General features: G+C 33.2%; 20 protein-coding genes. 7 read left to right on the forward strand and 13 right to left on the reverse strand.

Going from position 1 to position 19,495, the window contains the following annotated elements; translation table 11 throughout:
- Positions 1-23 precede the first annotated feature (23 nt).
- From gldF to LV89_RS25775, 4 genes are all read left to right on the forward strand, one after another.
- Complete coding sequence (gene gldF / locus LV89_RS00920) at positions 24-746, forward strand: gliding motility-associated ABC transporter permease subunit GldF (RefSeq protein WP_109740972.1); 723 nt, start codon at positions 24-26, stop codon at positions 744-746.
- A 243-nt stretch (positions 747-989) separates the two neighbouring features.
- A complete protein-coding gene (locus tag LV89_RS00925; protein ID WP_109740973.1) occupies positions 990-3,143 on the forward strand; it encodes a WG repeat-containing protein in 2,154 nt (717 codons plus the stop codon).
- 79 nt (positions 3,144-3,222) lie between these two features.
- Positions 3,223-3,528: a DUF4286 family protein gene (locus LV89_RS00930; RefSeq protein ID WP_109740974.1), complete on the forward strand. Its 306-nt coding sequence runs from the start codon at positions 3,223-3,225 to the stop codon at positions 3,526-3,528.
- Between the two features lie 98 nt (positions 3,529-3,626).
- The gene (locus tag LV89_RS25775; protein ID WP_262509842.1) at positions 3,627-3,761 is read left to right on the forward strand and encodes a hypothetical protein; all 135 of its coding nucleotides are present in this window, start codon (positions 3,627-3,629) and stop codon (positions 3,759-3,761) included.
- A 77-nt stretch (positions 3,762-3,838) separates the two neighbouring features.
- On the opposite strand, the gene LV89_RS00935 is transcribed toward LV89_RS25775, so the two are convergent.
- The 5 genes from LV89_RS00935 to LV89_RS00955 form a co-directional block, all read right to left on the reverse strand.
- On the reverse strand, positions 3,839-5,287 hold the full coding sequence (locus LV89_RS00935; RefSeq protein WP_109740975.1) for a TlpA family protein disulfide reductase: 1,449 nt from the start codon (positions 5,285-5,287) through the stop codon (positions 3,839-3,841).
- Between the two features lie 75 nt (positions 5,288-5,362).
- The gene (locus tag LV89_RS00940; protein ID WP_109740976.1) at positions 5,363-6,016 is read right to left on the reverse strand and encodes a GDSL-type esterase/lipase family protein; all 654 of its coding nucleotides are present in this window, start codon (positions 6,014-6,016) and stop codon (positions 5,363-5,365) included.
- A gap of 15 nt (positions 6,017-6,031) precedes the next feature.
- A complete protein-coding gene (gene ung / locus LV89_RS00945) occupies positions 6,032-6,697 on the reverse strand; it encodes a uracil-DNA glycosylase (RefSeq protein WP_109740977.1) in 666 nt (221 codons plus the stop codon).
- Between the two features lie 26 nt (positions 6,698-6,723).
- Positions 6,724-6,906: a hypothetical protein gene (locus LV89_RS00950; RefSeq protein WP_109740978.1), complete on the reverse strand. Its 183-nt coding sequence runs from the start codon at positions 6,904-6,906 to the stop codon at positions 6,724-6,726.
- 18 nt (positions 6,907-6,924) lie between these two features.
- Positions 6,925-8,100, reverse strand: coding sequence for a DUF3667 domain-containing protein (locus LV89_RS00955; protein WP_109740979.1), 1,176 nt, complete (start codon positions 8,098-8,100; stop codon positions 6,925-6,927).
- A 646-nt stretch (positions 8,101-8,746) separates the two neighbouring features.
- Here LV89_RS00955 and LV89_RS00960 point away from each other — a divergent pair.
- Both LV89_RS00960 and LV89_RS00965 read left to right on the forward strand, forming a co-directional pair.
- Positions 8,747-9,694, forward strand: coding sequence for an NmrA family NAD(P)-binding protein (locus tag LV89_RS00960; protein WP_109740980.1), 948 nt, complete (start codon positions 8,747-8,749; stop codon positions 9,692-9,694).
- Between the two features lie 4 nt (positions 9,695-9,698).
- On the forward strand, positions 9,699-10,058 hold the full coding sequence (locus LV89_RS00965) for a DUF4260 domain-containing protein (RefSeq protein WP_109740981.1): 360 nt from the start codon (positions 9,699-9,701) through the stop codon (positions 10,056-10,058).
- Here LV89_RS00965 and LV89_RS00970 read toward each other — a convergent pair.
- From LV89_RS00970 to LV89_RS01005, 8 genes are all read right to left on the reverse strand, one after another.
- The gene (locus LV89_RS00970) at positions 10,055-11,074 is read right to left on the reverse strand and encodes an AraC family transcriptional regulator (protein ID WP_109740982.1); all 1,020 of its coding nucleotides are present in this window, start codon (positions 11,072-11,074) and stop codon (positions 10,055-10,057) included. The genes LV89_RS00965 and LV89_RS00970 overlap by 4 nt on opposite strands.
- A gap of 145 nt (positions 11,075-11,219) precedes the next feature.
- Positions 11,220-12,290: a M20/M25/M40 family metallo-hydrolase gene (locus LV89_RS00975; protein WP_109740983.1), complete on the reverse strand. Its 1,071-nt coding sequence runs from the start codon at positions 12,288-12,290 to the stop codon at positions 11,220-11,222.
- A complete protein-coding gene (locus LV89_RS00980; RefSeq protein ID WP_109740984.1) occupies positions 12,287-12,919 on the reverse strand; it encodes a DUF3226 domain-containing protein in 633 nt (210 codons plus the stop codon). Before LV89_RS00980 ends, LV89_RS00975 begins: the two co-directional genes overlap by 4 nt.
- Positions 12,919-14,046, reverse strand: a complete 1,128-nt coding sequence (locus LV89_RS00985) for an AAA family ATPase (protein ID WP_109740985.1) — start codon at positions 14,044-14,046, stop codon at positions 12,919-12,921. The genes LV89_RS00980 and LV89_RS00985 overlap by 1 nt, the downstream gene beginning before the upstream one ends.
- 112 nt (positions 14,047-14,158) lie before the next feature.
- Positions 14,159-15,691: a lytic transglycosylase domain-containing protein gene (locus LV89_RS00990; RefSeq protein WP_109740986.1), complete on the reverse strand. Its 1,533-nt coding sequence runs from the start codon at positions 15,689-15,691 to the stop codon at positions 14,159-14,161.
- Positions 15,692-15,900: 209 nt separating this feature from the next.
- The gene (gatA, locus tag LV89_RS00995) at positions 15,901-17,322 is read right to left on the reverse strand and encodes an Asp-tRNA(Asn)/Glu-tRNA(Gln) amidotransferase subunit GatA (RefSeq protein ID WP_109740987.1); all 1,422 of its coding nucleotides are present in this window, start codon (positions 17,320-17,322) and stop codon (positions 15,901-15,903) included.
- A 160-nt stretch (positions 17,323-17,482) separates the two neighbouring features.
- The gene (locus LV89_RS01000) at positions 17,483-17,692 is read right to left on the reverse strand and encodes a Sec-independent protein translocase subunit TatA/TatB (protein ID WP_109740988.1); all 210 of its coding nucleotides are present in this window, start codon (positions 17,690-17,692) and stop codon (positions 17,483-17,485) included.
- 103 nt (positions 17,693-17,795) lie between these two features.
- Positions 17,796-18,224, reverse strand: coding sequence for a YkvA family protein (locus LV89_RS01005; RefSeq protein WP_109740989.1), 429 nt, complete (start codon positions 18,222-18,224; stop codon positions 17,796-17,798).
- A gap of 311 nt (positions 18,225-18,535) precedes the next feature.
- On the opposite strand from LV89_RS01005, the gene mdh reads away from it, so the two are divergent.
- Complete coding sequence (mdh, locus tag LV89_RS01010; protein ID WP_109740990.1) at positions 18,536-19,474, forward strand: malate dehydrogenase; 939 nt, start codon at positions 18,536-18,538, stop codon at positions 19,472-19,474.
- Positions 19,475-19,495 lie beyond the last annotated feature (21 nt).

Genomic DNA, 19,495 nt, shown 5'->3' on the forward strand with positions numbered 1-19,495 from the left:
CTTCAAATAGATACTTAACCAAAATGTTACAAATTTTTAAAAAGGAACTCAATTCATTTCTCAATTCTCTTATTGGCTATATCGTTATAGGTGTGTTTTTAACTGCTACGGGGCTTTTTACGTGGTTTTTTAAAGATAATATCCTCGACTTTGGCTATGCCGATATGAGTTTATTCTTCCAAATTTCTCCTTTTATTTTTCTGTTTTTAATACCAGCAATTACCATGAGGGCTTTTTCTGAAGAAGTAAAATCAGGAACAATTGAGTTGCTTTTTACGAAACCTCTTTCTAAATGGGAAATTGTTTTAGGAAAGTATTTTACAAGTTGCTTCCTGATTTTTCTGTCATTATTACCTACTTTACTTTATTATTATTCAGTCTATCAATTGGGAAATCCCGTTGGTAATATTGACTCTGCTGCTGTTTTTAGCTCGTATTTGGGATTGTTCCTCTTGGGATGTGTTTTTGCAGCAATAGGCGTTTTAATGTCTTCTTTAACCGACAATCAAGTAACAGCTTTTGTCTTGTCTTTTGTTGTTTGTTTAGTTTTATACTATGGAATTGGACAATTTGCACAGCTTCCTTTTATGGGTAGTTTTGGATATTTATTCAACCAATTTGGGCTTGATTATCAATACAACGCTTTAGGAAAAGGCTTAATTGATTCTCGTAACCTTATCTATTTTTTCTCAGTGATTTTCCTAACCTTGTGGGGAACGAAATTTAGAATTTCTACCTTGAAGTAGTATTTTCTCTTTTAACATAAACTGCCTTTAAAATATATTTATAAACAATTTTGGATTAGATTATTTATAAATAATTGATTATCAAATATTTGAAACGTATTCTTGTTGTTTTGAACTTATATAGTATGAAAATTGGGTTAAAACTTGGTTAACATTTGACATTAACTAATAAAAAAGTTAATTTAGTGATTGTTTTTTAACCGAAACCTGACCCGTAATTTTAGAAATTATTCACTAACTCAAATGAAAAAAATATACTGTCTTCTCATCACAATTATTACGTCTCATTGCCTAACCGCTCAACAAGGTACATTTTTAGCTTCTGCAAAGAGAGATTCATCGGGTGTTTTTATTGGCGATATGCACGCAACTGAGCAAGTTGAATCAGCAGGTGCAGCACGTCAATATGCCATTGTAAATTTAAAAAAAGACCTTGAAGGTCTTGACCGTGGTAGTAAAAATACCCTATTAGCAGATGCAGGCAATGGTGCCGACCGAAACTTAAATAGTGAAATTTTTGCTACATATTTGGCACGTTTAGATAAAAAATATAAAGGAGATGTCCGTTCAATTGAAACGGATAATATTCGTGATATTTTTCAAATTGACCAAAAGAGTGAGATAAAAAAACGACATTCAAGCGTTATATCTGCACAATGTTTTAGCAATAAAAATGACGGCAGATTTATTAAAATGAAAGATTTGGATGGCGAAGATATTATTGGCTTTCCGCTCGAATCATTCAAAGGAAATTCGAGATATGGTTTGGTTGAAAATTATCATCAAGGTTTTGCACGTATCAAAAAAGACCAAGTTTTTGGATTCTTGAACTACTGTGGTGATGAAACAATTCCATGCCAATATGAAAAAGCTGAACCATTTAACGATGGAAAAGCTTTAGTGAAGAAGTTTGACTGGTATTTTGTTGACGTTTACGGAAACGAAAGTGAAAGCCTTGAAAATATTGTTGAAGCCAAAGCTTTAAGAATGGGCGTAAATATTGCCAAATTTAAGAATGGTAAATATGCTTTGATTGATAATTCTTATGACGTAAGTAAAAAGCCACTTTCTGATTATTTTGATGAAATCGTGCCTTTCAATAATGAGTTGTTCAGAGTAAAAGTTGGGAAGAACTTCGGGTTAATTAAAATTGATGGTTCTACCAAAATAGATGCTATCTACGACGATATAAACGCTACAACCGAACAAGGAAAATGGATGATTATTGAACAGAATAAAAAGATGGGTTTAATGGATACAGAAGGTAATATCAAAATTAAACCTTCATTTGAAACCATTGTAAATATCTCAATTGACCCAACTATTTCTTCTAATAGTGCTTTAGGAATTGCTCGTGACGAAGCAGGAATTAGATTAATCGACTTCAAAGATTTGAGAACCAGTAAAACGTATTCAGCTATCACTGAATTTAATAAATATGGATTAGCTCAAATTAAAGATGGCAAATACGTTGGATTCATCAATTTAGATTTAAAAGTTGTTATTGAACCTGTTTATAGTAACTTAGGTAATTTTAATCAATATGGATTAGTTTCGGCTTGTAAAACGAATTTGAACGGTGCTACTAAATGTGGATATATCAAGTATGATGGCTCTGAAATTATTCCAATTGCTTTTGATGAAGTGGCAAACTTTAATAAATTTGGATTAGTAGTAGCGAAAGAAAATGTTAAAAATTGTAGCTTGCCCGCAGGTAATTGCCGTGTTGATGTAGTGTATGACAAAAATGGTAATTTGGTTATTGGTAAAACTAACGAAGCTGCCCCAATTGGGATAAAATACGCAACGACTGATACCCTTTTTAATGCAAGTTTTATTGCTATTAAAACAATGAATCCGCTTAAAAATGGGGATGATATGGCTGTTGAATATAACTTAGTGGAACGTAATAGTTTAAGAAGAATTACAACTCAAAGTTATTTGTCTATCAAAAGATATGATGCCAATTTACTTTTCCCTGTTATGAAAGATGGAAAATGGGGCTTGATTGACACCACTGGAAAGGTAATTGCAAAGCCAACTTATAAAGACATCATGGTAACAACTGAAGGACTTTATGGCGTTAAATATGAGAATAATAAATACGGATTTATCGATAAAAAAGGAAAAGTACAAGTAGCATTTGACTATGACGAAGTTCGTCCATTTAATAATGGATTATCAATTGTTTCAAGAGGTCAAGGCAAATTGGGCGTTATCAACCGTTTTAATGCCAAAATTGCTCCTTGTTATTTCTCAGAAGTAAACATTCTCCCTGCAACAAAACAGTTTGAATTGTTGGATTCTTCAGGAAATAAATTTGTATTAAATAGTAATGGAGATTGCGTTACGAACTGTACAAAATTTGATGAAATAAGAAAAATGGCTAATCAGTAAGCCATAACATAAAATAGGTTTCAACGAAATCCACTACCTTTGTAAGTAGTGGATTTTTTTATTTTTTAACTTTCAAACAATGCTTATACATAATATCACATACAATATAGATAAAAAATTAGAAGAAGAATTTTTAACTTGGATGAAAAGTATCCATATTCCAAAGGTTATGCAAACAGGATTTCCAAAGAGTAGTAAAATTATGCGACTTTTAACGGAAATTGAAAATGGAGGTTCAACGTTTTCAGTACAATATAAATTTGATAGTATCGAAGGATTTGAAGTTTTTGAAAATGATTATTTAGACGATTTGCACGACGAAGTTGACAAGAAATATCGTGGAAGTTACGTTCATTTTGTGAGCCTTTTAGAAGAACTTGATTAAGAAAGTAAAAAGGTTTTAACACTTTAAAACTTGCTCTAAAAGAGCCGTAGGCTCGGGAAATTTTGTAGCCCCGAAATTTATTTCGGGGAAAAGTTTATATGAACCGTTCCTACGGAACGCAATGGTTGGTTTTGGCATTTTCACCCCGAAATGAATTTCGGGGCTACAACATGGGGCAAGCCTACGGCTTTTTAAAGAATACCAAAATAGAATTAAGTAATGAGACAAAATAAAATACTACTTTGAATATTCATAAATGATTGATAATTAAACATATAGCAATCGAGCCGTTCTTAAATCCTCACTGTGCTTACTTCTCTTCCAAAAGTTTTATAATATCTTTCAAAACTTCAGGGTCACTTGGTCTTTTGGCATTTGGGTCAATGATTTCCCCCTTTTTATTCATCAACATATATCTTGGAATTGACTGTAAACGGAAAAATTTAGCTGCATTTGAGTCCCATCCTCCCACAGAATGAATATTAGTGCCATTGTCTAATTTCATGTCAATCATGGCTTTTCGCCAGTTTTCTTCAACTTCGTCAATTGAAATATAAAGAAATACAAGTTGTTTTTTCTGTTTTTCCGTTAATTTATCGTGTAATAATTTCGAAAAAGGAAACTCTTTACGGCAAGGACCACACCATGAAGCCCAAAAGTCTAAATAAACCACTTTTCCCTTCAAATCTGCTAAAGAAAGTGTATCGCCCGAGGTTGTGAGTGCCTTGAACCACTTTTTACCATCATCTTTTTTCTTGGCAACTTCTTCGTCTTTTTTAGCCATTAATTCTCCACATTTTTCTTTTACCAAATTGGTATATTGTTCAGAATTGGGTGTAATATTTAAAGCAGCAAATGTATTTCTAACTGTCGAAGGCAAACAAGCTAAACATTGATTTTCAAGAAGATAAGCTAAATAAAATTGATAAGCTTTAACAGGTAAATGTTCTCGTGCAAAACGATGTTTATCTTCCATCGCTTTGTTCATATCGGTATATTTATTGAAGCTATGTTCTTTTGAATTATAATACGTTACGTAATAAATCAAGAAATTACGATAAGCCGATGAAATAAGAGCCGTTTCATCTTGAATCTTTTTATCGTCTAAACCTTCTAAAACGGGCGAAGGAAGCGAGATAACCTGTGTTTGCCCAGTATTGGCATTACCTCTAACCACTGGATAAGCCAAAATATAATACCAATAATTCCAACGGATTTGATTTTCAAGATATTTCTTAAATTCTTCTGAAAAAGTAGCTTGTTCTGGATACGTTTTGTAAAAATCAGATTGTGCTTTTTTTGCATCAAAAAGCCCCATTTCTAATACGTCAATGGGTTTATCTGCAATTTTTGCAAACATAATTTGAGAGCTAAAATCTGTTTTGAATTTCTGATAAAATTTCTCTAAAAATGTATTTTCAACTTCTCTATTTCCTTTAAATGTGATTGATTTATGTAAATCTTTAGCATCAAAATTAAGGCTTATATTATCGCCTTTTCCCAAAAACAAAATTATCTGTTGTTGTTTAAAACGAAGCTCAATAACGCTTTTGCTTTCTATGTCAATACTAAATTTAAAATCCTTTCCTGACGTAAAAATATGTTCTTGCGTTTGCGGTTTTATCCCCAAAAGTAATGGGTCATAAACCAGTTTTAGCGTATCCCCTTGTGCATTTTCGGCACTTCCTGATATACTTACATTTTGAGAAAATGATTGGAAACTGAAAAAAAATGATAATACAAATATGAGTCGTTTCATCGTATCTTGTCGTCGGTTGTATTGATTGTAATTATGCCTCAACTCACTCAAAAATCATGCAAATACAAGAGAGGGTTACTTATAATATTTCTTTAAAACTTTGCGAATGGCATTTGTCCAAATTTGATAGCCCTTTGGGTTTAAATGCAATTTATCTTCAAGAAAAATATCAGTCATTAAATCTCCATTAGGTAGGTAAAATTCCTTTTGAATATTCATGTAATAAAAACGCTTATTATGCTTACAATATTTTTTGAGTGATTTATTAAAAATAGCTTGTTCGTTTTTTAATTTTAAACGAGCCAAACTCGGACGAACAGACATGAAAATTACCTTTGTATTAGGTAATTGAGCTTTTATTTTATCGCCAAATGATTGATAATCAGCTAAAACTGTTTCAGGGCTTTTGCCAGCATTTAAGTCGTTGTCGCCTTCATAAACCAAGATAAGATTCGGTTGATATTTGGTGACAATTCTTTCAAAATATCCATTTACATCACTCATTTGCGAACCTCCAAAACCTCGATTTGTAACAGGAAAACCCGCTAAATCTTCTTTAAAGCCTTTCCAAATTCTAAAAGATGAACTTCCCACCAAAAGAATTTCATTAGGCTTTGGCATTGAAATAGAATCTTCTTTTTCAAAAGCTTTGATTTCAGCAATGAAATTTTGTGCAATTGATACATAGCTGAGCAATAAATAAAAACAGGTAAAAATGATTTTTTTCATGAATTGATTTTGGATTTACCACTCAATTGGCTTTAAACCTTTGTTGATTAAGTAGTCATTTGTTTGAGAAAAATGCTTTGTTCCAAACCAGCCACCATAGTTTGCTGCCATCGGCGATGGATGTTTTGCCTTTAAAATTAAGTGTTTTGTTCCATCAATGACTGCTCCTTTGTCCTGAGCGTATTTTCCCCAAAGAAGAAAAACTACGTCTTGTTTTTGTTCAGAAATACATTTTATGACTGCATCTGTGAAGGCTTCCCAACCTTGTTTTTGATGTGAGCCTGCTTCACTTGCTCGAACTGTCAATGTAGAATTAAGTAATAAAACGCCTTGATTTGCCCAACGCTCTAAATTTCCAGAGTTGGGAACTGGAATACCCAAATCGTCCCTGATTTCTTTAAATATATTTTTAAGAGATGGGGGAGAAGTCACGCCATCATTTACCGAAAACGATAATCCATTGGCTTGATTGACTCCGTGATAAGGGTCTTGCCCCAAGATAACAACCTTCGTATCATCAAATGAACATTTATCGAAGGCATTGAAAATCAATTTTCCGGGAGGATAAATTGTGTTGGTGGCATATTCGTTTTTGACAAATTCTACCAAATTGGTGAAATACGGTTTTTCAAACTCATCAGCAAGACGAGCCTTCCATGATTCTGCAATTTTTACATTCATTTTGGATGGGAGAGGGCGATATTGTCCTAATAAATCTTTAATTGATATTTACGACGAAGTTTATTAATCAAGAATTTTTTCTGAGCCGTAAAACTTTCAGGACTAACTTGATTGAATATGATTTTTAGTTCTTGGAAATTTTCGGGATTTTCCCATAAAAACTTTTCAGAATCTATATTTTTTTGTTCAAGATATTGTTCAAAAACCATGATTTGTTTAGATAAATTTTAAACTTTTATTAGCCCCGAAGTGATACCCATTATCACAATGAGCATAAATGAAAAACCGTAAGTGAATACTAATAGAAAGCACTTAAATATTGTTTTGCCCCAACTTTGTTGATAGACTTTTTTGATGGAAATTAAAAAATAAATAAATGTCACTAAAAGCGAAGTTACTAAAAGATAAACATTGGTGTTTTCAATAGTGTTTTTCGAGAATATTTCATCATAAATCTTGGTTAGAAAATTTACAATTGCCCAAAGTAAGAAAATAGCAGAATGGGTGTTTAGTGTAAAAACAAGATGTTGAAAATAAAATCGCCACTTGCTGTGTCGTTCAAAAAACCACAGAATGAACGCTGCAAAAGGCAATAAAATAAACATAATCGTTGGTAATACACTTCCAAAAAGAATTCCCTTTCTGTCAACTACAAATGGAACGCCATATTTTTCTTGAATATAAAAATGATACTCCTTGTCAATGCTATTTTTTATAGTCAGTTTATTGGAAATAAAAGTGGATATATTTTTTGTAATTAAAACAGAATCCAATTGGTCATCATTTAACTGATAATAAAATGGAATAGAATCTTTAGCAATTTTCAAGTGTTCAAACATTCCCAAATAATAATAATCTTTATTGTTTTTTTGGGATAAATAATCTTGATATGAGCCTTTTTTATCTTCCTTTAAAGTGTTTTGATGAACTTTATTACTGTCGTTTTCTATTGCTCCAAAAATATTTTTTTTAAATGATTTGGCAATAGTTTTGGTAATATTGTTTCCATTGTCAATCTGTTTTTGACGGTTAAGTGAATCAGATTTTGAAATATTGTTAGTAGTAAAATTCTCTTTTTTTGAAAAATCAAAACCCAATACAAAAAAGAAAATAGCACTCACCCAAAAGTACATTCTAACAGGGTGCATATATTTTACCCTTTTGCCAGAATTAAAATCTAAAGTCAATTTTCCTGGATGCGTAAAAATGACTTGTGCTGTCTCAATAAATTTTGTTTCAAAAAAGGTAATACTACCAATAAATTCCATGATTAAATCTTTCATGGGTACATTCAAATTGTGATTTTCCTGTCCGCATACGTGACAATAATTTTCGTCACGTTCAAGAACGGTTTCACAATTTGGACATAAATGGGTTTTACGGCGTATTTTTCTTTTTCGCATTATTAAATAGCGGTATTAAGATTGAGTTTTAGACAAATTTAAGCAGTTTTATGAGAAACTCCCTAAATCAAAAAAAGTTGTTGGCATTGCCAACAACTTTTCTAATAACCCTAACCCATAAAAAATTTAATTTATGCTCTTTAATTTTTTCATAGATGAATTTTTTGTTTTAAAAAAGTCGTCAGCAGTACTAACGACTTTTTTGGTAACCCTAACCCATAAAAAAATCTATGAAAAAACTATTAATAATCTTGCGAAATACCAGAAAAATAAAGTTGAAAAATACTTGCCGAGAGAGAAATGATGAGTAATTCTGATTAAGAAAATTTACTCTAAAATGAGACAATTAGCGGATAATATAAGTGGCTAAAGTTGGCACATCATCATTACATTTGGCGGTATGTTTTTCTGATATATAATTCTTTTACAATATGCGTGCCAATTTTTTAAAAAACAAACAAAACTGTAAAATAGTATCATCATTTGCGAATTTCTGACAAAATTGGCTTTATTTCTACGTTCTTACTCAAAAATATTATTGTATTTTGAAAACACTTTCGTGAATTGTCATTAAATATGCGTTTTTGGTCAAGAATAGATTTTCAAGTTTATCTCAACTTTGTGTCATCATTAAAACATAAAGAAAATGAAATCTGAAATCTTAATTCTTGGCTCAACTGGTAGCATCGGCTATGCCTTCACCGAAAACCTAATTTCTAAAAATATTCCAGTTACAATTTTAGTTCGTGACCTTGAGAAGGCTCAAAATTTATTCGCAGGAAGTACAAGCGTTGAAATTATCAAAGGCGATGTTCAGGATTTGGCATTGTTAAAAGAGGTAGCAAAAGATAAAAAGGTTATTTTTCACGGAATCAATTATCCATATAATAAATGGTTTGGTAACATGGATTTGGCAACTGAGAAAGTCATTGAGGCGGCTTCTGTTAATAATGCCATGATAATTTTTCCTGCCAATGTTTATAATTATGGAACGTTACCAATTATTAAGGAAGATTCCATTGAAAATCCTTGTTCAAAAAAAGGTGCTTTGCGAGTTGAAATTGAACAAATGCTCCGAGATGCCGCAAAAGTAGGAAAATGTAAGGTTTTGAATGTTTGTTTACCTGATTTTTGGGGGCCAAATGTGTTGAATGAAGGAATAAGACCTGTTTTTGAAAATGCTTTGAAAGGAAAAGCTTTGCCATACATGGTTCGTACGGATATTCCTCATCAATTGGTTTTTACGAAAGATGCTGCCGAAATGATGGTCAGATTGATGCAAAGAGGACTTGCTCAGCCTTATGAAAAGCATAATTATGGAGGGCAAGTGCAACCAAATATGAAATCTTTTTTGAATAGGATTTCGAGATTAGCGAATGCTCCAGAGAAGATTTCAATTTTCCCGAAATGGATGTTTAGTATTTTAGGTTTGTTTATGCCAATGTTGAAGGAGGTAAAAGAAATGCTTTATTTATTTGATGGAACGGTAATTTTAGATGATTCGAAAGTAAGAAGTATTTTCCCTGACTTTAGAGAAACGCCTCTTGACGAAGCTATTTTAGAAACTTTAAATTGGTTTAAAAAACGTAAATAATCTGATGAAAAATATCTTAAAATTGGAAGAATTAGCTGAATTTGCTTTGGGAATATTTATTTTCAGTCGTTTAGATTTTGCTTGGTGGTATTTTCCACTTTTACTATTATCGCCTGATATTGGGATGTTGGGTTATTTGGTGAGTCCCAAAATAGGAGCGTGGTTGTACAATTTGTTTCATCATAAAGCATTAGCCATCACGATTTTGGTATTCGGTTTTACTCAAAATAATCAAGTTGTGATGCTGGTTGGGACAATTCTTTTCTCTCACGCTGCTTTCGACAGAACGATGGGATATGGGCTAAAATATGAAGATAGTTTTGCTAATACCCATTTAGGAAAAATTGGCAAGGATAAAATTTAGGCAACCATTTGATAGTTTTTACGATAGATAGTTGGCGTTTGTCCAGTCCATTTTTTGAAAGAACGGAAAAATACACTTGGTTCAGAATAACCCAATAAATAGGCAATGTCAGTGGTACTCAATTGAGCTTCTTTGAGGTGTTTAGTAGCCAAATTTTTACGAATTTCATCAAGGAGTTGCTGAAAAGTGACTCCTTCTTCTTTGAGTTTGAGTTGGATTGAACGTACTCCAATACCCAATTTTTTAGCAATATTTGATAAAGTAGGTTCTTCGCCTTTTAAATCGTGCAAAATCTCCTTTTTGATTTTCTCTTTCAGTGATTCTGAAGGCTTTAGGCTATTTAAAATCTCATTGGCATGAATTTCAAACAATGAAAATAAGTTAGGATTAGCGTTTAAAATAGGGCGTTTTAAGTAGTCTTCTGAAAACACTAAGCCTGTAAAATGGCTATTGAAAATAATTTCAGCCCCTTTGAAAATTCGATGATATTCCGATAAATTATCGGTGTAAGCAGGATAATCAAAGTGAACTGACTTTAACTGTACATTTTCTCCGAGCATCCCATTTATTGCCGAATGATAAATGGATATTGTAGATTCATAAGCATAATGAGGAGCAAAAATATCATCACTCGGTTCCGAAATTGTAAGATGAGCAAGTCCATTTTCTATAATCAATGACGTTTTGCTGGCATCACAAACAATATCTTGGTACTGACAAAGTTTCTCCAAAGCCTTCCCTAAAATCGGACTGTGCATCATTACATACGCCAAAATCCCGACTGAAATCGTATTAATCATTTCGCCAATGTGTAGTGGCAAAAACTCGTCTCCCGTCATTTCAATAGCTTCTTTCCATAATTTTTGAGCCTGAGCAATTGGCAAACGATTGTCTGGATTTTGTAAATCTTGTGGAGAAATCCCTGTTTTTTTGCAAAGCAAATCATAATCTGCTCCTTTTTGCTGAGCAACATAAAGGATTAAGTTGAAAGAGGAAACCGAGAGGACTTTTGACATTTTGTTTAGAATGTTGTCATTACGAAAACATTAACGTAATTTTTTAGATTGCTAAAATCGTGTTGAGGGAAATTGTAAAAATAAGAGTTCTGTCTAACTTCCCGAAAGTTTTAGAACTTTCGGGAAGTTCCTAATTCAAAAAAACTTACTTAATATATCTCCAATCTTCATTGCCTTTCAGAGCCAATAAAGTATGGTAAATTAAATCAATTACTTTTTGAACATCGTCTTTAGAAACCGTTTCAACGGTGGTGTGCATATATTTCAAAGGTAATGAAATCAATGCTGAAGCTACGCCTTCAGTGGCATACGCAAAAGAATCGGTATCTGTACCCGTTGAGCGTGAAACCGCTTGACGTTGAATGGCAATTCCTTTTTCTGCTGCCACATCAATGATAAAGTCACGTACATTATTTTGAACCGCTGGGCCATAACAAATCACTGGTCCATTACCACATTTCAAATCACCTTGCTCTTTTTTATTGTACATCGGCGACTGTGTATCGTGCGTAACGTCGGTGATGATTGCTAAATCTGGTTTCAAACGTCTTACAATCATTTCTGCACCACGTAAGCCAATTTCTTCTTGAACGGCATTAACAACATAAAGCGTAAATGGTAATTCAATGTTATTTTCTTTTAACATTCTTGCCACCTCAGCAATCATGTAACCGCCTACTCTATTATCTAAAGCACGACCCGTAAAATAACGATTGTTCAATTCCATTAAGCCATCTGTGAAAGTCACGACTGTACCCACGTGTACGCCCATTTCTTCCACTTCTTTTTTATTGGCAGCTCCCAAATCAATAAAAATATCATTTACAGTGGGGGCTTTATCTTTAGAAATATCTCTAACGTGAATGGCTGGATAACCAAAAACACCTTCTACAACACCCTTACGTGTATGTAAATTACAACGCATCGAAGGAGCAATAACGGCATCAGAACCACCATTACGACGCACGAAAATATATCCGTTGTCATCAATATAATTCACAAACCAAGAAATTTCATCGGCGTGAGCTTCAATGACCACTTTATAATCGCTACTTCCTTTAACAACCCCAACGGCAGTTCCGTAAACGTCAATAATAGTTTCGTCGATATATGGCTTAATGTAATCTAACCAAATTTGTTGTCCCGAAGCCTCAAAACCCGTAGGCGAAGCATTGTTTAGGTATTCGTAGAGGAATTTTTTACTGTTTTCGTTCATGATTTATTTTGAAAATATTGGTCTAAAAATTGTTTTAATTTTGTTAAAGCAGGGGAGTTCAAATCCCAGTGAGATTTGTCTCTGTAATCACGTTCTGTCTCTTTTATTTTCTTCTTTTGATTTTTACTGTCACCTAAAAGTGCTTCTAAGTAGGCATAAATTTTGGTTTTCCGTGCAGGAGTTGTAAAACTCCCATTTTTCCGTTTAGATGATTTTAAACAGCTTTCGTAACCATCCCAACAATCAAAGATTACTTTGTTGTCTTGATTTATAATTTGTTCTAATAGTGTCTCTAAATCTCCATTCGATTGATTGTCAGGTAATAAGAAATGGTCTATTGGGAATTGCGATTTATATTTCTCGAAATTTTGTGATTCTATTTCAAATGTGTCTGCATCAAAAATGAATAGATTTTTAACTCCCGTAGTATCATTTAATTTGAGCATTGGGTCTATCAAACGCATCTTGTTTTTATCGTCGAAAATCCCCTTACCCTCAACATTAAAAATATCTCCATTGGCTTTTTGAAAACCACCTAATGATAGTTCAATGCCATACCAATCATTTAATAGGTCTTGAAAGAACTTTTGGTCTGCAACACCTTCTACAAAAATCTGTACTTTTTTCATTAAATACCTCCTCTTGTGTTATAGCCAATTTCCATTGCAAACTCAAACTGGTTGAAATCAAAAGTAACCGATTTTACATCTCCATTAGTGTCTTCAACTAAACTAATATTGCGAGCATCATTTTGAAAATCTTCTCCTAATTCAGCCAAAGCATACACAAAATATTTTTGACATTCCAAACTATGCGTAGTGGCAAATAATTGGACATCATATTTTTTACAAAGGGTTATAACTGTTTTCCAAAACTCTTTTAATCTTGAAAAATGAATACCTGTTTCTATTTCGTCAATCATTAAACGTTTGCCTTTTGCCATCAAAATTTCCAACAATACTCGAACAAGTTTGACGACTCCATCTCCAAATCTTGTTATTGGATATAGTCCATTGTCATCTTCGAGAGAAACACAAATAAAATCAATATCGTTGAGCATTTTTTGTGTACGTGTTTCCTCTAATTTAGGAATGAATGTTTTTAGATTTGAGTCAAACTCCTTCCTTAAATCTTTGTCTGCGTTTATTTTTTTATAGTAAAAATCTAATAAATCGAAATCATAACCAAGATTTGTTGGAATAAATGGCATATAGCCCCAATTCATCTCAATTTCTTCATTTGTTGTGCGTGAAAATGGATAAAAATTATAAGAAAATGGATAATATTTTTTATCCTTTTCAGCATACTCTGATGAAATTCTCACCCCCTTTTTAAATATAGATACACCATCGTTTCTGTATCCTTTTTTATTTATTGCATTCCAATCAGACTCTGTTAATGTTTGATGTTCAACTATCTCCCAATTTATTATCTCTTGTTCATCGCCATAGCCATTATTTACTTGTAATGTTTTATCAATATTTTTTAAAATAAATTTCCATAAATTCTCATCATTAAGATTAGCTAAGACTTTCTTCTTATCTACAAAAAACAACTTTCTATAAAGTAGTGTCTGGAATAAATTAGCCAAACAAGTATCTCCTTCTGAACGAAACAAAAGACCTTCCAAAACACTCGTCTTCCCCACATTATTATCCCCAACCAACAAATTATATTGCCCAAGATTTTCCATTTCAAAAGAATCAAATCTTTTGAAATTTTCAATTTTGAAGTATGTTAAATGATTTTCACCCATGATTTTACGATTTTTAACAAAAATACAAAACCCAAAAGCTTTTCAAAGCCATTAAATGAAAAAGTCTGCATAACGGTTAGTTATGCAGACTTTTTATGTTTTCTAAAGGACATTATGAAACTCTGATTTTCATTCCAGCTTTTACTACATTTCCTTTGATTCCGTTCAATTTCTTTAATTTATCAATTGAAATTCCTCCGTAACGTTGTGAGATATTCCAAAGGGTATCACCATCTTGAACATTATGAAAACGAGTTTTTCCTCTTTTTACGGATTCTTTTTCACGGTGATTATTACGAGCATATTTTACTTGACTTGTAACGGCTGATTCTTTATAAATCACTAATTTTTGACCTGGTTGAATCGTTGTTTTTTGTAAATGATTCCAAACTTTAATATCATAAACTTCAACGTCAAATTTCTCAGCAATTTCAGTTAAATTATCTTTTTTACGAACAGTATAATATTTCTTCTTCGGTTTTTTGTTAATAACTACATCTTCAATGTCATCTTCTACAATTTCTTGTTCCACAACCATTTTAGGTTCAGTTGTCGTTGCTCCAAGAACTGGTGTTGTAATGATAATTGATTTTTCGTCGTTACTTGCTAAAACCTCTGGATTTGGCTGAATAGTTTCAACAAATACAGGTGGGAATTTTGTTGCCGAATCAAGGATGGCTTGACGGTTCGCTTTAAAGAATGCAATGTCTGTTTTTGGTAAACGAAGTGCAAAATTACGAGTATGACCGGGTAAAATATGTGTCAATACATGAGGATTTAATTTCTGAATTTCTTCTAAATTAATTGAACTCAAACTCGCTAATTTATCAAGGTCTAAATAGGAATTTACATGAATCGTGTCATGAGCAACGGCTGTTTCGATATTCTCAGGAAAAATATCATGTGAATCTGCGTGGTTAATCATATAAACCATCCCAATGTATTGTGGAACATAGCCACGAGTTTCACGAGGAAGACAGTTATAAATTGCCCAGAAAGTTTGTCCACCATTACAACGACGAATGGCTCTTCTAACATTGCCCGGTCCTGTATTATACGCTGCTAATACCAAATGCCAATCTCCAAAAATATTATATAATTGACGCATATAACGACAAGCCGCTTCAGTTGCCTTTTCGGGGTCAAAACGTTCGTCAATGTATTCGTCGATTCTTAAACCAAAGTCAACTCTTGCCGTTTTGGGCATAAATTGCCAAAGTCCACCCGCACCTGCACGTGAAATAACTTTAGGATTCAATCCTGATTCAATTAAAGAAAGATATTTTAATTCGTCAGGTAAGCCGTATTTTTTTAGATATTTCTCATAAATCGGGAAATATACGCCTTTACGCTCCAACATTGTTTTGGTAAATGATGGTTTTCGATAGGCAAAATACTCCACAAATTGATGTGTCGTAGCATTATACGTCAATGGGATTTCCTTTTGTAAAGCCTGTAAGCGAGGCTGAACAATAGCAGGGTCGATTAACCAAGTTTGCTCTGGCACAACGGGTTGTGCAGTGCTTACGGTGGTGGTATCGGTTTGAACGGGCTGTTCTGTACTGCCAGTTACTTGGGCATTCATTGTTGCACTTGCCAGTAGCAATGAACCAATGATGTACGAGCGAATTGTGGCGAATATCATAAAGTAAGGAATTAAGTATCTGGGCTGTAAGTGGTTATTGGCAATGTTTGTTATACAAAATTATAAAAAATAACCGAAAAATCTAACCTTTGTTGCATAGTCTTCAAAGGTTAGATTTTAAACGAATTCCAAAATTAGGATTGATTATTTAAACGATTTCTTAAAGATAATTATTATCAAGAGGATTTGTCATCAAGAAATATCAATAATTATTCATAAATGCTTTGGGCAAATGATAATAGAGCCGCTTCTTGGAATGCTCCGCCCATGATTTGAAAACCGATTGGTAAACCATCATTATCAACGCCATTTGGAATAGAAATAGCAGGTAAACCAACTACATTTGCTTGTACTGTAAATAAATCGCCCAAGTACATTTGGATTGGGTCAGCCGTTTTTTCACCTAATTTATAGGCAGTTGTTGGCGTTGTAGGGCAAACTAAAAAGTCGTAATTTTCTAATAAATTATCCGTAAATTCTTTGATTAATCGTCTAACTTTCTGGGCTTTTGTATAATAAGCATCATAATAGCTGGCACTTAATACAAATGTGCCTAACATGATACGTTTGCGAGTTTCTTTCCCAAAACCTTCAAATCTTGATTTTTTGTAAAGAGACATTAAATCGGTTGCAGCTACACTACGATGTCCGTATTTTACGCCATCAAATCTTGAAAGGTTTGAACTTGCTTCGGCAGTTGTGAGGATATAGTAAGTTGGTAAGAATGATTTAATTAATGGAAAATCAACCGCTTCAACTTCGTGTCCTTGTGATTTTAGGTATTCTAATTTAGCCCAAGTAGCTGCTTTAACTTCTGGTTGAAGTCCGTCGCTTTCAACGGCATCTTTCAAATAACCAATTTTATATGTTGTTTTTTCTGCTTTTAAGTCAGAATATGCCTCCACAGGTAGATTTGAAACGGTACTATCTTGTTCGTCTTTTCCTGCAATTATTTCTAATAAAATTGCCGCATCTTCTACCGATTTTGTGATTGGTCCGATACAATCGAAAGAAGAAGCATAAGCAATTAAACCCCAACGAGAAACTCTTGAATACGTTGGTTTTAAGCCAACTAAACCGCAAAATCCTGCGGGCATACGTACAGAACCACCTGTGTCTGTACCCAATGAAGCCAAACACATATCTGCTTGAACAGCAACGGCTGAACCTCCAGATGAACCACCCGCTACTCTATTTTCGCCGATTTCATTCAAACAAGCTCCAAAAGCAGAATTTTCGTTGGTTGAACCCATCCCGAATTCATCACAATTTTGTCTTCCGATAATGATGGCATCTTCGTCTAAAACTCGTTGAACTGCCGTAGCGTTAAATTGAGATTCAAATCCATTCAAAATCTTACTTCCTGCTTGCGAAATGTGGTCTTTGTAACAAAGTAAATCTTTAATTCCCAAAACCATACCTGCTAATTTTTTGGCAGTTCCTGCTTTTATTTTAGCATCAATTTCGTCGGCTTTTGCTAAGGATTCTTTATCGAAAACCGAAAGAAAAGCATTTAATTTTTGATTTTTTTCTTCGATATTTTTTAGGTAAAATTCTACCAATTGGCGGCAAGTAATTTTACCTGAATAAAGGTCTGACTGGATGGATTTTAATGTGGTATATTGCATAATTTATTAATACAGGCAATAAGCTATAAGCGATAGGCAATAGGCTAAATATTAGCATAGAGCGTAAAGCGTAGGGCATAATGCTAAAATGACTTTAAAAAACAAAAGCATAGTCATGACGAATGATTCATCGGGACTATGCTTTTATAAGGACTTTCAAATACTATTTTGTTGTATCGTCTTCTAAACTTTTAGAGATTTGCTCTTGAACATCTTTCTGAGCATCTTTAAATTCTTTCATTCCTTTGCCCAAGCCTTTCATTAATTCTGGAAGTTTTTTACCTCCAAACATTAAAAGGACAACCATACCAATCAAAACTAACTCTCCCGTTCCGAGATTTCCTAATAATAAAAATATTGATGTGAGTTCCATGTCTGTATTTGTTAAAATTTGCGTAAATATACGATTTTATGAGTTATGAGTTGTGAGTTATGAGTTATGTGTTGAAAAAAAAGATTAAAATTTGTTGAAAATCTTATAATTTCCCTTTTTCCCAAGCTTCAAAATTGATGAAATCTTCGGTTAAAGATGAAAAAAGCCACATTACTAAGGCTAAATCGTCGGTTAAACCAATGATTGGTAAGAAATCGGGGATAAGGTCAATAGGTGATACAAAATAAATCAGGACAGCAATTATTTTTACAATTGTAGCCCACGGAATGACTTTATATTCGCCCGAAACATACGCTTTTACCATTCTGCTGAGTGTCATTACTTTCTCCGCAAGCACTTGTCCAACGCCTTTATTTTGATTGTCCGCAACATCTTTTGCTTTGCCCAAAACTTCTCTTAATAATTCTAAAATTGCCATTCCACTGCCTGCGTATTTACCAGCTTTACGAGTGGCAGATTTGAAAAAAATGGACTTTAAAATTCTGGTAATTAAATCTTCTTTAGTATTCATTGATTAGACAAGAAAACGTTTAACGTAACACAGACTTCAGTCTGTAAATATTATTTATTTTAATAAAAGTAACACAGCTTATAGTCTGTAAATATTTTATTTAAAAACTTCAAAAAGTAAAGAAAATTGTATTCACTCAACTCTGCTTATTTAAAATTATTCTTGATACAATGCTAAAAAATAAAAATATATCCTTTTTTGATATTCAATTTTTTAGAAAGTTGTCAATTTATAGAGGTTGAATTTACAAATGACTTACTTTTGTATCAAAAAATAAACGTATTTCACAAAAAATAAATTCAAATTCAATCATGTCAAAAATAACTGTTGTGGGTGCAGGAGCTGTTGGAGCTACTACTGCCGATAATATTGTAAGAAAAGAATTAGCTGACGAAGTAGTAATCCTTGATATTAAAGAAGGTTTTGCAGAAGGTAAAGCATTGGATATGTTCCAAACTGCTGCTATTTTAGGTTGGGATACTTCTTTCAAAGGTGTAACTAATGACTATTCTCAAACTGCAAACTCTGACGTTGTAGTAATTACTTCTGGTCTTCCACGTAAACCAGGTATGACTCGTGAAGAACTTATCGGTGTAAATGCTGGTATCGTGAAGAGTGTAGTAGATAATATTTTGAAATATTCTCCAGATGCTATTTTCGTAATTGTTTCTAATCCAATGGATACAATGACTTATTTAGCTCTTAAAGCTTCAGGTTTACCTAAAAACCGTATTATCGGTATGGGTGGTGCTTTAGACTCTGCTCGTTTTAAGTGTTATTTATCTTTGGCGATGAATGTTTCTCCAAACGATTTACACGCAACAGTAATCGGTGGACATGGTGATACTACAATGATTCCTTTAACTCGTTTAGCTACTTGGAACGGTACGCCAGTAACAAACTATGCTGATGCTGATACTTTGAAAAAAGTGGCTGCTGATACAATGGTTGGTGGTGCTACTTTGACAGGTTTATTAGGAACTTCTGCTTGGTATGCTCCAGGTGCTGCTACTATGGCTGTGGTTGAGTCAATCATCCGTGATGAGAAAAGAGTAATTCCTTGTTCAGTTCTTTTAGAAGGAGAATACGGACAATCTGATATTTGTATGGGTGTTCCAGTAGTTTTAGGTAGAACTGGTTGGGAAAAAATCATCGACTACAAATTAAACGAAGAGGAGCAAGCATTATTCGCTAAATCTGCCGATGCAGTTAGAAATATGAATAGTGTTTTAGCTACGCTTTCGTTGTAATAATTGTGAATTAGTGAATTA

Source organism: Arcicella aurantiaca (genome assembly GCF_003148625.1).
In the GTDB taxonomy this organism is placed as follows: Bacteria; Bacteroidota; Bacteroidia; order Cytophagales; family Spirosomataceae; genus Arcicella; species Arcicella aurantiaca.

What these genes read in the sequence shown, in the direction of transcription:
- gldF (WP_109740972.1), top strand. Translation starts at nt 24, where the DNA reads ATGTTACAAATTTTTAAAAAGGAACTCAATTCATTTCTCAATTCTCTT.
- LV89_RS00925 (WP_109740973.1), top strand. Translation starts at nt 990, where the DNA reads ATGAAAAAAATATACTGTCTTCTCATCACAATTATTACGTCTCATTGC.
- LV89_RS00930 (WP_109740974.1), top strand. Translation starts at nt 3,223, where the DNA reads ATGCTTATACATAATATCACATACAATATAGATAAAAAATTAGAAGAA.
- LV89_RS25775 (WP_262509842.1), top strand. Translation starts at nt 3,627, where the DNA reads ATGAACCGTTCCTACGGAACGCAATGGTTGGTTTTGGCATTTTCACCC.
- LV89_RS00935 (WP_109740975.1), bottom strand. Translation starts at nt 5,287, where the DNA reads ATGAAACGACTCATATTTGTATTATCATTTTTTTTCAGTTTCCAATCA.
- LV89_RS00940 (WP_109740976.1), bottom strand. Translation starts at nt 6,016, where the DNA reads ATGAAAAAAATCATTTTTACCTGTTTTTATTTATTGCTCAGCTATGTA.
- ung (WP_109740977.1), bottom strand. Translation starts at nt 6,697, where the DNA reads ATGAATGTAAAAATTGCAGAATCATGGAAGGCTCGTCTTGCTGATGAG.
- LV89_RS00950 (WP_109740978.1), bottom strand. Translation starts at nt 6,906, where the DNA reads ATGGTTTTTGAACAATATCTTGAACAAAAAAATATAGATTCTGAAAAG.
- LV89_RS00955 (WP_109740979.1), bottom strand. Translation starts at nt 8,100, where the DNA reads ATGCGAAAAAGAAAAATACGCCGTAAAACCCATTTATGTCCAAATTGT.
- LV89_RS00960 (WP_109740980.1), top strand. Translation starts at nt 8,747, where the DNA reads ATGAAATCTGAAATCTTAATTCTTGGCTCAACTGGTAGCATCGGCTAT.
- LV89_RS00965 (WP_109740981.1), top strand. Translation starts at nt 9,699, where the DNA reads ATGAAAAATATCTTAAAATTGGAAGAATTAGCTGAATTTGCTTTGGGA.
- LV89_RS00970 (WP_109740982.1), bottom strand. Translation starts at nt 11,074, where the DNA reads ATGTCAAAAGTCCTCTCGGTTTCCTCTTTCAACTTAATCCTTTATGTT.
- LV89_RS00975 (WP_109740983.1), bottom strand. Translation starts at nt 12,290, where the DNA reads ATGAACGAAAACAGTAAAAAATTCCTCTACGAATACCTAAACAATGCT.
- LV89_RS00980 (WP_109740984.1), bottom strand. Translation starts at nt 12,919, where the DNA reads ATGAAAAAAGTACAGATTTTTGTAGAAGGTGTTGCAGACCAAAAGTTC.
- LV89_RS00985 (WP_109740985.1), bottom strand. Translation starts at nt 14,046, where the DNA reads ATGGGTGAAAATCATTTAACATACTTCAAAATTGAAAATTTCAAAAGA.
- LV89_RS00990 (WP_109740986.1), bottom strand. Translation starts at nt 15,691, where the DNA reads ATGATATTCGCCACAATTCGCTCGTACATCATTGGTTCATTGCTACTG.
- LV89_RS01000 (WP_109740988.1), bottom strand. Translation starts at nt 17,692, where the DNA reads ATGGAACTCACATCAATATTTTTATTATTAGGAAATCTCGGAACGGGA.
- LV89_RS01005 (WP_109740989.1), bottom strand. Translation starts at nt 18,224, where the DNA reads ATGAATACTAAAGAAGATTTAATTACCAGAATTTTAAAGTCCATTTTT.
- mdh (WP_109740990.1), top strand. Translation starts at nt 18,536, where the DNA reads ATGTCAAAAATAACTGTTGTGGGTGCAGGAGCTGTTGGAGCTACTACT.